Origin of the sequence: Cryobacterium sp. PH31-L1 (assembly GCF_030063145.1) — a bacterium.
Lineage (GTDB): Bacteria > Actinomycetota > Actinomycetes > Actinomycetales > Microbacteriaceae > Cryobacterium.
In genome coordinates this window covers 339,514-352,573 of the sequence record NZ_JASISM010000004.1, presented here as the reverse complement: position 1 = coordinate 352,573, position 13,060 = coordinate 339,514, and the positions used below count along the sequence as shown (strand labels likewise).

General features: G+C 64.9%; 11 protein-coding genes and 2 tRNA genes. 10 read left to right on the top strand and 3 right to left on the bottom strand.

What is annotated here, in order from left to right; genetic code table 11:
* Nucleotides 1–9 precede the first annotated feature (9 nt).
* Genes QMF22_RS10635 through QMF22_RS10625 form a run of 3 tightly spaced genes read left to right on the top strand, consistent with a single transcriptional unit; the run spans nucleotide 10 to nucleotide 3,143 of the window.
* Nucleotides 10–501 carry a ribose-5-phosphate isomerase gene (locus QMF22_RS10635; RefSeq protein WP_283453325.1) on the top strand — a complete coding sequence of 164 codons (492 nt, stop codon included), beginning with the start codon at nucleotides 10–12 and terminating at the stop codon, nucleotides 499–501.
* Between the two features lie 6 nt (nucleotides 502–507).
* On the top strand, nucleotides 508–1,503 hold the full coding sequence (locus tag QMF22_RS10630) for an Fpg/Nei family DNA glycosylase (protein ID WP_283453323.1): 996 nt from the start codon (nucleotides 508–510) through the stop codon (nucleotides 1,501–1,503).
* Nucleotides 1,504–1,550: 47 nt separating this feature from the next.
* Entirely contained in the window at nucleotides 1,551–3,143 is a 1,593-nt protein-coding gene (locus tag QMF22_RS10625; RefSeq protein WP_283453321.1) for a multicopper oxidase family protein, read from the top strand.
* A gap of 72 nt (nucleotides 3,144–3,215) precedes the next feature.
* Here the strand turns inward: QMF22_RS10625 and QMF22_RS10620 are convergent.
* A tRNA-Gly gene (locus QMF22_RS10620) sits at nucleotides 3,216–3,286 on the bottom strand.
* Between the two features lie 182 nt (nucleotides 3,287–3,468).
* On the opposite strand from QMF22_RS10620, the gene QMF22_RS10615 reads away from it, so the two are divergent.
* From QMF22_RS10615 to QMF22_RS10590, 6 genes are all read left to right on the top strand, one after another.
* A tRNA-Pro gene (locus QMF22_RS10615) sits at nucleotides 3,469–3,542 on the top strand.
* A 43-nt stretch (nucleotides 3,543–3,585) separates the two neighbouring features.
* Nucleotides 3,586–4,992: a trigger factor gene (tig, locus tag QMF22_RS10610; protein ID WP_283453319.1), complete on the top strand. Its 1,407-nt coding sequence runs from the start codon at nucleotides 3,586–3,588 to the stop codon at nucleotides 4,990–4,992.
* Nucleotides 4,993–5,157: 165 nt separating this feature from the next.
* Nucleotides 5,158–5,760 (top strand): ATP-dependent Clp protease proteolytic subunit, encoded by a 603-nt coding sequence (locus QMF22_RS10605; RefSeq protein ID WP_092339946.1) that lies wholly within the window; start codon nucleotides 5,158–5,160, stop codon nucleotides 5,758–5,760.
* Nucleotides 5,761–5,787: 27 nt separating this feature from the next.
* On the top strand, nucleotides 5,788–6,471 hold the full coding sequence (locus tag QMF22_RS10600) for an ATP-dependent Clp protease proteolytic subunit (protein ID WP_283453316.1): 684 nt from the start codon (nucleotides 5,788–5,790) through the stop codon (nucleotides 6,469–6,471).
* A gap of 133 nt (nucleotides 6,472–6,604) precedes the next feature.
* Nucleotides 6,605–7,882 carry an ATP-dependent Clp protease ATP-binding subunit ClpX gene (clpX, locus tag QMF22_RS10595; RefSeq protein ID WP_283453314.1) on the top strand — a complete coding sequence of 426 codons (1,278 nt, stop codon included), beginning with the start codon at nucleotides 6,605–6,607 and terminating at the stop codon, nucleotides 7,880–7,882.
* A 131-nt stretch (nucleotides 7,883–8,013) separates the two neighbouring features.
* The gene (locus QMF22_RS10590; RefSeq protein ID WP_283453311.1) at nucleotides 8,014–9,219 is read left to right on the top strand and encodes a benzoate/H(+) symporter BenE family transporter; all 1,206 of its coding nucleotides are present in this window, start codon (nucleotides 8,014–8,016) and stop codon (nucleotides 9,217–9,219) included.
* A gap of 48 nt (nucleotides 9,220–9,267) precedes the next feature.
* Here the strand turns inward: QMF22_RS10590 and QMF22_RS10585 are convergent, their stop codons facing one another.
* Entirely contained in the window at nucleotides 9,268–10,035 is a 768-nt protein-coding gene (locus QMF22_RS10585; RefSeq protein WP_283453309.1) for a DUF8692 domain-containing protein, read from the bottom strand.
* A 61-nt stretch (nucleotides 10,036–10,096) separates the two neighbouring features.
* On the bottom strand, nucleotides 10,097–12,160 hold the full coding sequence (locus tag QMF22_RS10580; protein WP_283453307.1) for a M3 family metallopeptidase: 2,064 nt from the start codon (nucleotides 12,158–12,160) through the stop codon (nucleotides 10,097–10,099).
* A gap of 62 nt (nucleotides 12,161–12,222) precedes the next feature.
* On the opposite strand from QMF22_RS10580, the gene QMF22_RS10575 reads away from it, so the two are divergent.
* Nucleotides 12,223–13,056, top strand: a complete 834-nt coding sequence (locus tag QMF22_RS10575) for a methyltransferase domain-containing protein (RefSeq protein WP_283453305.1) — start codon at nucleotides 12,223–12,225, stop codon at nucleotides 13,054–13,056.
* Nucleotides 13,057–13,060: the final 4 nt, after the last annotated feature.

Below are 13,060 nucleotides of genomic sequence, written 5' to 3'. Positions count from 1 at the left end.
ACTGCTCACATGCGCATCCACATCGCCACGGACCATGCCGGGCTCGACCTAAGCCACCACCTGATCACCCACCTGCGTGCGGCCGGCCACGAGGTCATCGACCACGGGCCCCAGGCCTACGACGCCCTCGACGACTACCCCGCCTTCTGCATCAATGCCGCGCAGGCCACCGTCGACGACCTCGAAGGTGGCATTGAAGCGCTCGGAGTCGTGTTCGGCGGCTCCGGCAACGGCGAGCAGATGGCCGCCAACAAGGTGACCGGCGCCCGCGCCGCCCTGGTCTGGAACCTCTCCACCGCCCGGCTCGCCCGCGAACACAACGACGCCAACGTCATCTCGATCGGCGCCCGCGAGCACACGATCGAGGAGGCCACCGGCTTCATCGACGCGTTCATCGCCGAACCGTTCAGCGACGAGGAACGGCACGTTCGTCGCATCCGCCAGCTTGGTGAATACGAGCGTACCGGCACCATCGCCGGCAAGAACGTCGACGGCAAGTGACCTGAGGTGCCCGAAGGTCATTCCGTTCACCGCATCACCCGACAATTCCAGCGCAACTTCGTCGGGCATCGCGTCACCGTCTCGTCGCCGCAGGGCCGTTTTGTGGCCGGCGCCGCCCAGCTCAGCGGCCACACCATAATGGATGCCCGCGCCGTCGGTAAGCAGATGTTCCTGGAGTTCGACCACGGACTGTGGTTGCGCATCCACCTCGGAATGTACGGTGCCTGGGACTTCAGCGGCGAAATTCAGATGGATGCCACCATGGCCTCGGCCAACGGGCGGATGGGCCAGACCAACCAGCACGGCACCGAGCTACCTGCTGGTACGCCGACCTTCGACTCGGCCGGCGAGAACTCGATCTTCAGTATCGGGGCGCCGCGCCGTACCCGGGTTCGGATGTCGGAGCAGGAGAAGGAGATCGACCTGGCCGATTCCTTTCCGCCCGAGCCGGTCGGCCAGGTGCGCGTGCGCCTCCTGAGCGACACGGTGTGCGCAGACCTGCGCGGCCCGACCGCTTGTGAGGTTCTCGACCCGGCCCAGGTCGACGCCGTGATCGGCAAACTCGGCCCCGACCCGGAACAGGGCAACACGCCGGCGGCCGAGGAGCGTTTCGTGAGTGTCGTGCGCAAGAAGCCCACACCGATCGGCCGGTTGCTGATGGACCAGAGTGTGGTCAGCGGCATCGGCAACGTTTATCGTGCCGAGATGCTCTTTCGTGCCGGCCTCAACCCGCATGCCCCTGGCAAGTCGCTCAGCGATGACACCGTGCGCGCGCTCTGGAAGGACTGGGCGCACCTGCTGCACATCGGCGTCGTCACCGGCCAGATGATGACCATGGACAAGCTCGAGGGCGACGAGTATCGGCTGGCTATGAAGAGCCGCGCCGACCGGCACTGGGTCTACAAGCGCGAAGGCCTGCCCTGCCGGGTCTGCGGCACCCACATCGTGCTCGAAGAGATGGCGGCGCGCAAACTGTACTGGTGCCCGCGCTGCCAGGCCTGAGCTTCGCCGTGGTGTGACGGCGCCCGGCCAGCTGCGAAAATAGGGTAATGAACCAGAGTCGACTTGCCCGGCCGCGCCGTCGTGTGGCCACCATCGTCAGCGGTGCCGTCGTGGGCGCTGTGGTACTCGCCGTGGGCCTGACTGCCTGCACCGGCGACACCGGCGCGGGCGTGATCGACACCGTCGGCAGCATCGATTTTGTGAACCCGCTCGCCATCCCGGCGCTGGCCGAATCGACGGTGAACGCCGACGGGGAGCGAGTCTTCAACCTCACGGCCGAGGAGGGCACGACCGAGTTCACGCCAGGCGTCGCCACCGATACCTGGGGTTACAACGGAAGCTACCTCGGCCCGACCCTCGTTGCGGAACGCGGCGATACGGTGCGCATCAACGTTGCCAACGACCTCGACCAGGCCACGACGGTGCACTGGCACGGCATGAGCCTGCCCGCCGAGATGGACGGCGGCCCGCACCAGATGGTCGAACCCGGCGCGAGCTGGAGCCCGAACTTCACGATCGATCAACCCGCGGCAACCCTCTGGTATCACCCGCACCCTGAGGGAAGGACCGAACACCAGGTCGAAATGGGGCTCGCCGGCCTGTTCCTGCTGCAGGACGACGAGGAGGCGGCGCTCAACCTGCCGCGCAGCTACGGGGTCGACGACATTCCCGTCGTGGTGCAGGACCGCCGCTTCGACGACAACGGCCAGTTCGTCACCGACGTGCGCGGCTATATCGGGCCGATCGGTGACCAGCTGCTGGTCAACGGCACCCTCGCGCCCTACCTCGACGTGACCAGCGACGTCGTGCGCCTGCGCCTGGTCAACGGGTCCACGGCGCGCGTGTACGACTTCGGGTTCAGCGATGGGCACTCGTTCGATTTGATCGGAACCGATGGGGGACTGCTCGGCGAGGCGGCACCGATGGACCACATCCGCTTGTCACCGGGGGAACGCGCCGAGATTCTCGTGAAAATGACCCCGGGTGAGACCGTGAAACTGCAGTCCACCCCGCCCGACCTCGGCACGTCGGCCAGCGCCGCGACACGTAACGCCGGTGACGACACCCTCGACGTCATGGAACTGCGCGCTGCCGACACCCTCAGCAGCATCGGCGCGACGCCGACCACCCTGGCCAACATCGTGCCACTCGACAAAGCGGATGCCACCACCGACCGTTCCTTCACCCTCAACGGTTACACCATCAACAACAAGCTGATGGACATGACCCGCATCGACGAGACCGTTGGGGCCGGAGCGACCGAGGTGTGGACCGTCGACAACGCGATGCCGTTGCCGCACAACTTTCACGTGCACGCCGTGCAGTTTCAGGTGCTGCGGGTGGGGACCGAGTCGCCGCCAGCGGAACTCTCCGGGTGGAAGGACACCATTTATCTCGAACCCGGCGTTCGCTACGAATTGATCATGCAGTTTGCGGAATATTCCGATGCTAACTTTCCGTATATGTTCCACTGCCACATGCTCGCGCACGAAGACGCCGGAATGATGGGCCAGTTCGTGGTGGTCAAGCCCGGGGAGCAGGCCGGTACGCCGCCCACCGCGCACGACTCGATCGTGCCGAAATCCAACCTGGCTATCGGCAGCGGGCCGCGCGTGCTCGCGCCGGTCCACGGGCACTAAGCAAGGGCATCCGCTTAACGAGTGAAAGCCGCCAGCGTGGGCTGGCGGCTTTCACTGTGAAGCGCTAAACAGAGGGGTCGACGGGAATCGAACCCGCGTCATAAGTTTGGAAAACTCAGGCTCTACCATTGAGCTACGACCCCACGCCCAACATTCGGGCACTGGGATAGCGTAGTACAAGAAACCGGGCGCCGGATGCCAGTGCGGGCGCATCCGCTCGAAAGCCGTGCATTAGACTGGCTGAGGTCAATCCGGCTGTCGCGAGCGTTCTCACGCGCCAACGAATTGGTTCCCCAGTTATCAGTACCAACGGATTGAAAAGATCCGGGGCGTAGCTCAGCTTGGTAGAGCGCTCGTTTTGGGGGCGAGAAGTCGCAGGTTCAACTCCTGTCGCCCCGACATTACCCGCAGCACACCGTTTCAATACACAGGAGAGTCACGAGTGAAGTCCACGGTCGAAAAACTGAGCCCCACGCGCGCCAAGCTCACCATCACGGTGAGCCCCGACGAGCTGAAGCCAGCCATCACCCACGCCTACGGCCACATTGCCGAAGACATCAACATCCCCGGTTTTCGTAAGGGAAAGATCCCGCCCGCGATTATCGACCAGCGCGTCGGCAAAGCTGCCGTTCTGGAACACGCCGTCAACGAGGGCCTCGACGGTTTCTACCGCGCCGCCGTCGAAGAGAACAAGCTGCGCCCGTTGGGTCGCCCCGAAGCCGACATCGTCGAATGGCCGAGCAACACCGACTTCTCCGGTGACCTGCTTCTCGCCATCGAGGTTGACGTGCGCCCCGAGATCGACCTGCCCGACTACGCCGGCCTCAAGCTCACCGTCGACGCTGTCGACGTGTCCGACGAAGAAATCGCCGAAGAACTAGACAAGCTGCGCAGCCGTTTCGGCACGCTCATCACTGTTGACCGTCCCGCCAAGACCGGCGACTTCGCCCAGATCGATCTGAACGCGGCCATTGATGGCGAGGAGGTCGATACCGCCAGCGGAATCTCCTATGAGGTCGGCTCCGGCGACCTCATCGACGGCATCGACGAGGCGCTCGATTCGCTCAGCGCCGGCGAGACCACCACCTTCAACTCCGACCTCATGGGTGGAGACCACGAGGGCGAGACGGCCGAGATCACGATCACGGTCATCGCCGTCAAGGAGCGCGAGCTGCCAGAGGCCAACGACGACTTCGCTCAGATCTCGAGCGAGTTCGACACCATGGCCGAGCTGACCGAGAGCCTCAAGGTTCAGGTCGAGAAGTCGAAGGCCTTCGGCCAGGGCAGCCAGGCCCGTGAGCGTCTCATCGAGACGCTTCTCGGCTCGGTCGAGGTTCCGATCCCCGCCGCGATCATCCTCGATGAGGTGAACCGTCACCTCGAGGGCGAAAGCCGTCTCGAAGACGACACCCACCGCGCCGAGGTCACCGAAGCCAGCGAGAAGACGTTCCGTCAGCAGATTCTGCTCGACACGATCGCCGAAGCAGAGCAGGTCAAGGTTAGCCAGGACGAGCTCACTCAGTACCTCATCCAGGGCGCCAGCCAGTACGGCATGGACCCGAGCGAGTTCGTACAGACGCTCAACACCAACGGTCAGATTCCGTCGATGGTTGCCGAGGTTGCCCGCAACAAGGCCCTCGCCATTGCCCTGGGCAAGGCCGAGGTCGTTGACTCCAACGGCAAGCCGGTTGACCTGAGCGAATTCACCGGCCCGGTTGACGATGATTCCGCCGACGACGCCGCTGTCGAAGCGGATGCCGCCACCAGTGACGATGACGCCCCCGTTGTCGAAGCCGACGCCGAGGTTGAAGAGAAGCCCAAGAAGAAGAAGGCTGCTGCTAAGAAGTAGCATCTGTTCGCGTAAAACGGCCGGCTGGATTTTTTCCAGTCGGCCTTTTGCATGCTGCGGGTGCGCTGTGCGGGGCTCGGTAATCTGCCGAGGGCGAACAGAGCCGTTTTCGCTCGCGCGCTCCGATAGATTCATTGAGAAGCGACAACTGAAACGGAGCACGACATGGCCGACCCGACACCCACCAACGGTGTATTTGACCGACTGCTGAAGGACCGCATCATCTGGCTCGGCTCAGAGGTCCGTGACGAAAATGCCAACGAGATCTGCGCCAAGATCCTGTTGCTGGCAGCCGAAGACTCGAAGCGCGACATCTACCTCTACATCAACTCTCCCGGTGGTTCGATCACCGCCGGAATGGCGATCTACGACACGATGCAGTTCGTACCCAACGACATCGTCACCGTCGGTATCGGCATGGCCGCCTCGATGGGTCAGTTCCTGCTCACCTCGGGCACCAAGGGCAAACGGTACATCACCCCGAATGCACGGGTGCTGCTGCACCAGCCGTCTGGTGGATTCGGTGGCACGGCCGCCGACATCCAGACCCAAGCGCGCCTCATTCTCGACATGAAGCAGCGACTGTCGGAGATCACCGCCGCGCAGACCGGCAAGACGCCAGAGCAGATCAACGCCGACGGTGACCGCGACAACTGGTTCAGCGCCCAGGAGGCCCTCGAATACGGTTTCGTCGACCACCTCCGCGCATCCGCTTCGGATGTCATCGGCGGCGGCGGCACCGACCCCGACGCGGCAGTCACCAAGTAGTCCACCGAAACTGAACAGGAAGAAACCATGACTATCCCCACATTCGGTGGAACGGCCTACAGCTCGATGGGCGTCTCGACCAAGAATGCTCCTGAATCGCGCTACATTCTCCCGACTTTCGAAGAGCGCACGGCTTACGGCTACAAGCGCCAGGACCCGTACGCCAAGCTGTTCGAAGACCGCATCATCTTTCTCGGTGTGCAGGTCGACGACGCCTCGGCCGACGACGTGATGGCCCAGCTGCTCGTGCTCGAGAGCCAGGACCCCGACCGCGACATCACCATGTACATTAACTCGCCCGGCGGTTCGTTCACCGCCATGACGGCGATTTATGACACCATGCAGTACATTCGCCCGCACGTGATGACGGTCTGCCTCGGGCAGGCGGCATCCGCTGCGGCCGTGCTGCTCGCCGGTGGTACAGCGGGCAAGCGTCTCGCCCTGCCGAACGCGCGCATCCTCATTCACCAGCCCTCGGTTGGTGGGCAGGGCGGCGGCCAGGCCTCGGACATCGAGATTCAGGCGGCCGAGATTCTGCGCATGCGCGTTTGGCTCGAGGAGACCCTCGCTCACCACTCCAACCGGAGCGTCGAGCAGGTTAACAAGGACATCGACCGCGACAAGATCATGAGTGCTGCCGAGGCCCTTGAATACGGCCTGATCGACCAGGTTCTGACCAGCCGGAAGAACCTTCCGATGCTGGTCAAATAGTCTCTGACCTGAACCGGCATGACCGGCGCGTCGCCTGCGGGCGGCGCGCCGTTTCGGTTTATGGCGTGCTGCACGTAACTGTCACACGCACAGGCTAGGCTCAATTGCAGCGAGACCAATGGAGGAGGCTGACATGGCCCGAATCGGTGAAAGTGCCGACCTGCTGAAGTGTTCCTTCTGCGGAAAGAGCCAGAAGCAGGTACAACAACTCATCGCCGGCCCCGGCGTGTACATCTGCGACGAATGCGTCGAGCTGTGCAACGAAATCATCGAAGAGCGCCTGGCTGAAGCCGGCTCTGAAGCTGCTGCCGGCGAGTTCGACCTCCCCAAGCCCAAAGAAATCTTCGGCTTCCTCGAGGAATACGTCATCGGGCAAGAACCGGCCAAGCGGGCCCTTGCCGTTGCCGTGTACAACCACTACAAGCGTGTGCGGTCACGGGCCACGCTCACCGCCGCCGAGGCCATTCACGACGACGTCGAGATCGCCAAGTCCAACATTCTGCTGATCGGCCCCACCGGCTGCGGAAAGACCTATCTCGCCCAGACTTTGGCCAAACGCCTCAATGTTCCCTTCGCCGTAGCGGATGCGACGGCGCTCACCGAAGCCGGTTACGTCGGCGAAGACGTTGAGAACATTCTTCTCAAGCTCATCCAGGCCGCCGACTATGACGTCAAGCGGGCCGAGACCGGCATCATCTACATCGATGAGATCGACAAGATCGCCCGCAAGGCCGAGAACCCGTCGATCACCCGCGATGTGTCTGGCGAGGGTGTGCAGCAGGCGCTCCTGAAGATTCTCGAGGGCACGATCGCGTCGGTTCCCCCGCAGGGTGGGCGCAAGCATCCGCACCAGGAGTTCATTCAGATCGACACCACGAACGTGCTGTTCATCGTGGCTGGCGCCTTTGCCGGGCTTGAAGACATCATCTCGTCGCGCGCAGGCAAGAAGGGCATCGGATTCGGGGCGCCCCTGCACATCAAGGGCGACGACATCAACCTGTTCAGCGAAGTGCTGCCCGAAGATTTGCACAAATTCGGGCTGATCCCCGAGTTCATCGGCCGGCTTCCCGTCGTCACCACCGTCACCCAGCTCGATCAGGTGGCGCTCATGCAGATTCTCACCGTGCCCAAGAACGCCCTGGTGCGCCAGTACCAGCGCATGTTCGAGCTCGACGGGGTGGAGCTCGAGTTCGAGCAGCCGGCCCTCGAGGCCATCGCCGACCTCGCCGTGCTGCGCAAGACCGGTGCCCGTGGGCTGCGAGCCATCCTTGAAGAGGTACTCGGCCCGGTTATGTTCGAGGTGCCGTCCAGCACCGACGTGGAGCGGGTCATCATCACCCGCGATACCGTGCTGAACAATGCTCCCGCCGAGATGGTGCTGCACAAGACCCGCCAGGTGAAGTCCGCCTAACCGAGCTGAACCGGTTCTCCGGGCATCACGGCGAGCGGTACTCTACGTGGTAACGGGTAGGCGGATAAGGCGGATGACGCCGCGCACGGGCGGCGCAGTTGGCTGCGCACCGCATCGGGGGAGTGACGGATATGGAGCAGAGCCCGCACGGTGAAAGCGCTGGCGCCCGTGCACGCGAACTCGTGCAACCGATTTCGACCGGCATCGTGGCGGCCATCACCGGCTTCGCGAGCTCGTTTGTGCTCGTCATCGCCGGCCTGCGAGCCGTCGGTGCGTCAGAGGCCCAGGCATCGTCGGGCCTGCTGGCATTATGCCTTCTCGTGGGTATCGTCTGCATTGCCCTGCCCTGGTATTTTCGAATGCCGGTCTCCTTCGCCTGGTCGACGCCGGGCGCTGCGCTGCTGGTCGCGGCCGGTGCCACGACAGACAGCTTCGAGGCGGCCGTTGGTGCTTTTCTGACGTGTGGCGCTTTAATCGTGCTCTGCGGGTTGTGGCCGCAGCTAGGGCGGGCGATCACAAGCATTCCCAGGCCGCTGGCCGCGGCCATGCTGGCCGGCATCCTCTCTCCCATCTGTCTGGCTCCCATCCAGGCCTCCGTTGAGCAACCGCTTCTGGCGCTTCCCGTCATACTGGTGTGGCTCGTGCTGTACCGGCTGGCGCCGCGCTGGGCGGTCCCGTCTGCGATGGTCGCAGCGGCGATCGGCATCGGCCTGACGGCCGGAACAGAGTGGCTGAGCGCGCCGACATCCGCTCCCGCCCTGACCTTCGTGGCTCCCGTCTTCGACCCCCTGGTCATCGTGAGCCTCGGCCTGCCCCTGTTCGTGGTGACGATGGCGGGCCAGAATGTGCCGGGCTTCGCGGTGCTGTCCACCTTCGGTTATCGGCCACCGCCGCGCTCGGTGCTGGTCTGGTCGGGCGTCGGCACCATGGTCGGTTCCGTATTCGGGGCGCACAACATCAACCTGGCCGCCATCACGGCGGCCCTGATGGCGAGCCCGGATGCCCACCGTGACCCGTCCAGACGCTGGATCGCGACGGTCGCGTCGGGGGTCGGGTACCTCGTGCTCGGCCTCGGTGCCGGGCTGGCGACGGCGCTCGTCGCGGCGTCACCGCCGATCCTCATCATCGCCGTCGCCGGCCTCGCCCTGCTCGGCGCCCTCGTCACGAGCATCACCGGTGCGCTGGCGGAACCGGAGCACCGCGTCAGTGCCATTGCAACGTTTTTAGTGACGGCCTCCGGCATCACCATCGTGGGTATCGGGTCGGCCTTTTGGGGCCTCGTAGTCGGGGGAGTGTTCATGCTGTGGCTGGGCTGGCGTCGGCCCCGAAACCCGTAGCTGAGGTCGTCGTCAGGCGTGGACCGGATACGGTCGGGGATGGCCCTATCAGTCGGTGTCCTGGGGCCGGTCGCGCGGCCGGCGCGCAGAGGCGAACCCGGTTCGCAGCACCAGGCCAGCCGTGGAGCGTTCGACGCTCAGGGCGAACAGTGCGGCCGCGAGAGCGAGCAGCGCGCCGGTGACCTCGAGGCCTTCTTCGACACCAACCAGCAGATGATACGACAGGCTCGCCCGCGAGAGATCGTCGAGGTGTCCGCCGACGACGATGCCGCCGAGGGCCTCGAAGCCGACGGCGCCCATCAGATAAGTGACGCCGGCCACGATGAGTCGGCGTCGAAGTCGGCGGTCGATTCCTCGGGCAATCCACAGAACGATCAGGCCAACCACGATTGCCAACGGAACACCGACCGTGAGCCAGGCGAAGGTGAACCGGTTACCCAGATCAAACCGCGCGAGTTTCTCATGCAGCTGGGCGATTTCGTCGGCCGACAGCTCGACGGCGACGGCAGCGAGAACAAAATAGGGCGCACCGCTGGCCCCCTCAGTTCGAGCGGTGAACCCGACTGAGGCCAGGGCCAGCCCGATGCCGGCCAGAAGCAGTCCGGATGCCCACGCCCACAGGTTCGCTTCACCGTCGGCGTAGAGCAGGCTCGCCGCCGAGCTGAGTGCGGGCCAGCCCGGAGTGGTGCTGTCGAGGTTCTCGCGCAGGTAGTGGGAGACGACGCCGGTCAGCAGCATGACGGCACAGACGAGGGCGACGGTCCACAGAAACCGTCGACGAGCAGTGCCCTGAACGGCGACTGTCTGGATGTCCATGGCCAAGTAGCTTAGGACGACCGACCGCCTACCGCATCCTCAATCCTGAGGGTGAAGAACGCTAGTTGAGCCCGCGGCGGTCGAGCAGCGGCTGCAGCTCGGCGTCCCGGCCGCGCCAGTGTCGGTAAGCCTCGAGGGGGTCCTTGGTACCGCCGATTCCGAGCAGGCGGTCGCGAAAACGATCACCATTGTCACGGGTGAGGCCGCCGTTCTCCTTGAACCATTCGACGGTGTCGGCGTCGAGTACTTCACTCCAGATATAGGAGTAGTACCCGGCGTCATACCCACCGGAGAAGGTGTGGGCGAAGTAGGTGCTGGCGTAGCGGGTGGGAACTGCGGGGTTGTCCAGGCCGACGGCAGCGAGGGCATCCGCTTCAAACCGGGCGACGTCCATGACGATCGTGTTCGCGTCGATCCGGTGCCAAGCCTGGTCGAGCAGCGCTGCGGCCAGGTATTCGCTGGTGAGGAAGCCCTCATTGAAAGCCGACGACGCCTGGATGCGGTCTACGAGCTGCTGCGGCATCGCCTCACCGGTCTCATAGTGGCGGGCGTAGTTAGCCAGAACCTCCGGCCAGAGCATCCACATCTCATTGACCTGGCTGGGAAACTCGACGAAGTCGCGGTATACGTTGGTGCCGGAGAACTTGGGGTAGGTCGCGCGGGCCAGCAGGCCGTGCAGCGCATGACCGAATTCGTGGAACAGGGTGGTGACCTGGTCGTAGGTGAGCAGGGTCGGCTGCCCGGCGGCAGGCTTGGAGACGTTGAGATTGTTGCAGACCACGGTCGTCTCGGTGCCGAGCAGGGTGGATTGTGAGACCAGGGGGTTCATCCAGGCTCCGCCGCGCTTGGAATCGCGGGTGTAGAAGTCGCCAATGTACAGCCCGAGCGCGGAGCCGTCCTCGGTCGTGACTTCGAACACCCGTGATTCCGGGTGCCAGCCGACCAGGTCGGGCCGGGCAGTGAAGGTGAGCCCGTAGAGCTGGTTGGCCGCGTAGAAGACCCCATCGGCCAGCACGCTCTCGAGCTCGAAATAGGGGCGCATGGCAGCGGTGTCCACGTCGTACTTCGCTTGGCGTACCTTCTCGGTGTAGAACGCCCAGTCCCAGGCGGCCAGCTGGAAACCGCCGCCCTCGGCGTCGATCACGGCCTGCAGGTCGGCCTGCTCCACGCTGGCGTTCCGCGCAGCGGCGGGCGCGAGACGCCCGAGCAGATCCCAGACGGCGCCGGGGGTCTTGGCGGTTTCGTCGGCGGTCACGTAGGCGGCGTGGCTGTCGAACCCGAGCAGGCGGGCGCGCTGGGCGCGCAGGTGGGTGATCTCGATCACGAGCGGCCGGTTGTCGTTGGCCGCTCCTGAGGCATCCGCGCGGATGCCGCGGGCCCGGCTCGCGGCCAGCAGCCGTTCGCGCACCCCGCGGTTGGTGAGGCTCGCCAGATAGGGGTGCGAGGTGGGCAGCACGAGGCTGATCAGGTACTTGCCGTCGAGCTGACGTTCCCGGGCGGCCTCCGCGGCGGCCGAGATCTCGCCATCGGTGAGCCCGTCGAGCTCGGCCACGTCGTCGATGACCAAGGCGAGGTCGTTGGTGTCGGCCAGCAGGTTCTTCTCAAACCGGGTCGTGAGGGTCGACAGCCGCGAGTTGAAATCACGCAGAGACTGCTTATCGTCGTCGCTGAGGCCCGCCCCGGCCAGTGTGAACTCGGTGAAGTACCGGTCGAGCAGGTAGAGCGACTCGGCATCGAGTTCGAGATCCGAGCGCTGGGCATGCAGGGCGGCGATGCGGGCATACAGGGCGGGGTTGAGCCTCATGGCGTCGGCGTGGGCGGCCAGCAGCGGCGCGAGTTCCTCTTCGAGATCACTGGTGAAGTCGCTGGAGTCGGAGGAGCTCTTGTTGAAGAAGACCTCGGCCACCCGCGAGAGCATCTGCCCGCTGCACTCGAGCGCGACGAGTGTGTTGTCGAAGGTGGCGGCATCCGCTGTGTGGGTGATCGTCCCGACCTCGGCGAGCTGCTCGGTCATTCCCTGCAGAAAAGCCGGCCGGTAGTGCTCGTCGCTGATGGCGGCGAACGGCGGCAGCTGGTAGGGCAGAGCGCTGCGGGCGAAAAAGGGGTTGTTCGCGGTGGAAGCCATGCCTCCACCCTAGCCAAACCAGCCGGACCGGCCCGGTCACCGGCTGCGCGTAGGATCTGACCATGACCCCCCTGACCGGCAGTTCAGAGTCCGCTCCTCGTGACGAATACACCCACGGGCACCATGAGAGCGTGCTGCGCTCGCATACCTGGCGCACGGTCGCGAACTCGGCGGCCTATCTCATTCCAGAATTGCGGGCCGGGAGCGTACTGCTGGATGTGGGCTGCGGCCCCGGCACGATCACGGTCGATCTGGCCCGCCGGCTCGCTCCGGGCCGCGTGGTCGGCATCGACGCGTCGAGCGACATCGTCGCCCGCGCGACCGGCCTGGCCGCCGATGAGCGGGTGCACAACGCGAGTTTCCAGGTCGGGGACGTCTACGCACTTGCGTGGCCAGATGCGACGTTCGATATCGTGCACGCCCACCAGGTGCTGCAGCACCTGGCCGACCCGGTCGCGGCGATGGCGGAGATTCGCCGGGTGATCAAGCCGGGCGGCGTGTTCGCCGCCCGCGACGTCGACTATGGCGGAGTGATGATTGCACCGAACATCGACGGCTTGGTCGACTGGATGCGGGTCTACCGCGAGGTGCACTACTGGAACGGCGGAGACCCCGATACCGGTAGGTCGCTGAAGGCCTGGGCCCGGCGGGCCGGATTCACCGAAGTGACCAGTAGCGCATCCGTCTGGTGCTTCGCGTCGGATGCCGAGCGCGAGTGGTGGGGCGAATCGTGGGCGGTGCGGGTGACCGAATCCAATTTCGCAGCGCACGCCATCGAGTCGGGGGTGGCCGACCTCGCCGATCTCAAACGGATGGCGGTGGCCTGGCGCGAGTGGGTACGCGACCCCAATGGCTGGTTCGGAATGCCGCACGGTGAGATTCTCGCTCGCGCCTGACGTT

What these genes read in the sequence shown, in the direction of transcription:
- QMF22_RS10635 (WP_283453325.1), top strand. Translation starts at nt 10, where the DNA reads ATGCGCATCCACATCGCCACGGACCATGCCGGGCTCGACCTAAGCCAC.
- QMF22_RS10625 (WP_283453321.1), top strand. Translation starts at nt 1,551, where the DNA reads ATGAACCAGAGTCGACTTGCCCGGCCGCGCCGTCGTGTGGCCACCATC.
- QMF22_RS10605 (WP_092339946.1), top strand. Translation starts at nt 5,158, where the DNA reads ATGGCCGACCCGACACCCACCAACGGTGTATTTGACCGACTGCTGAAG.
- QMF22_RS10600 (WP_283453316.1), top strand. Translation starts at nt 5,788, where the DNA reads ATGACTATCCCCACATTCGGTGGAACGGCCTACAGCTCGATGGGCGTC.
- clpX (WP_283453314.1), top strand. Translation starts at nt 6,605, where the DNA reads ATGGCCCGAATCGGTGAAAGTGCCGACCTGCTGAAGTGTTCCTTCTGC.
- QMF22_RS10590 (WP_283453311.1), top strand. Translation starts at nt 8,014, where the DNA reads ATGGAGCAGAGCCCGCACGGTGAAAGCGCTGGCGCCCGTGCACGCGAA.
- QMF22_RS10585 (WP_283453309.1), bottom strand. Translation starts at nt 10,035, where the DNA reads ATGGACATCCAGACAGTCGCCGTTCAGGGCACTGCTCGTCGACGGTTT.
- QMF22_RS10580 (WP_283453307.1), bottom strand. Translation starts at nt 12,160, where the DNA reads ATGGCTTCCACCGCGAACAACCCCTTTTTCGCCCGCAGCGCTCTGCCC.
- QMF22_RS10575 (WP_283453305.1), top strand. Translation starts at nt 12,223, where the DNA reads ATGACCCCCCTGACCGGCAGTTCAGAGTCCGCTCCTCGTGACGAATAC.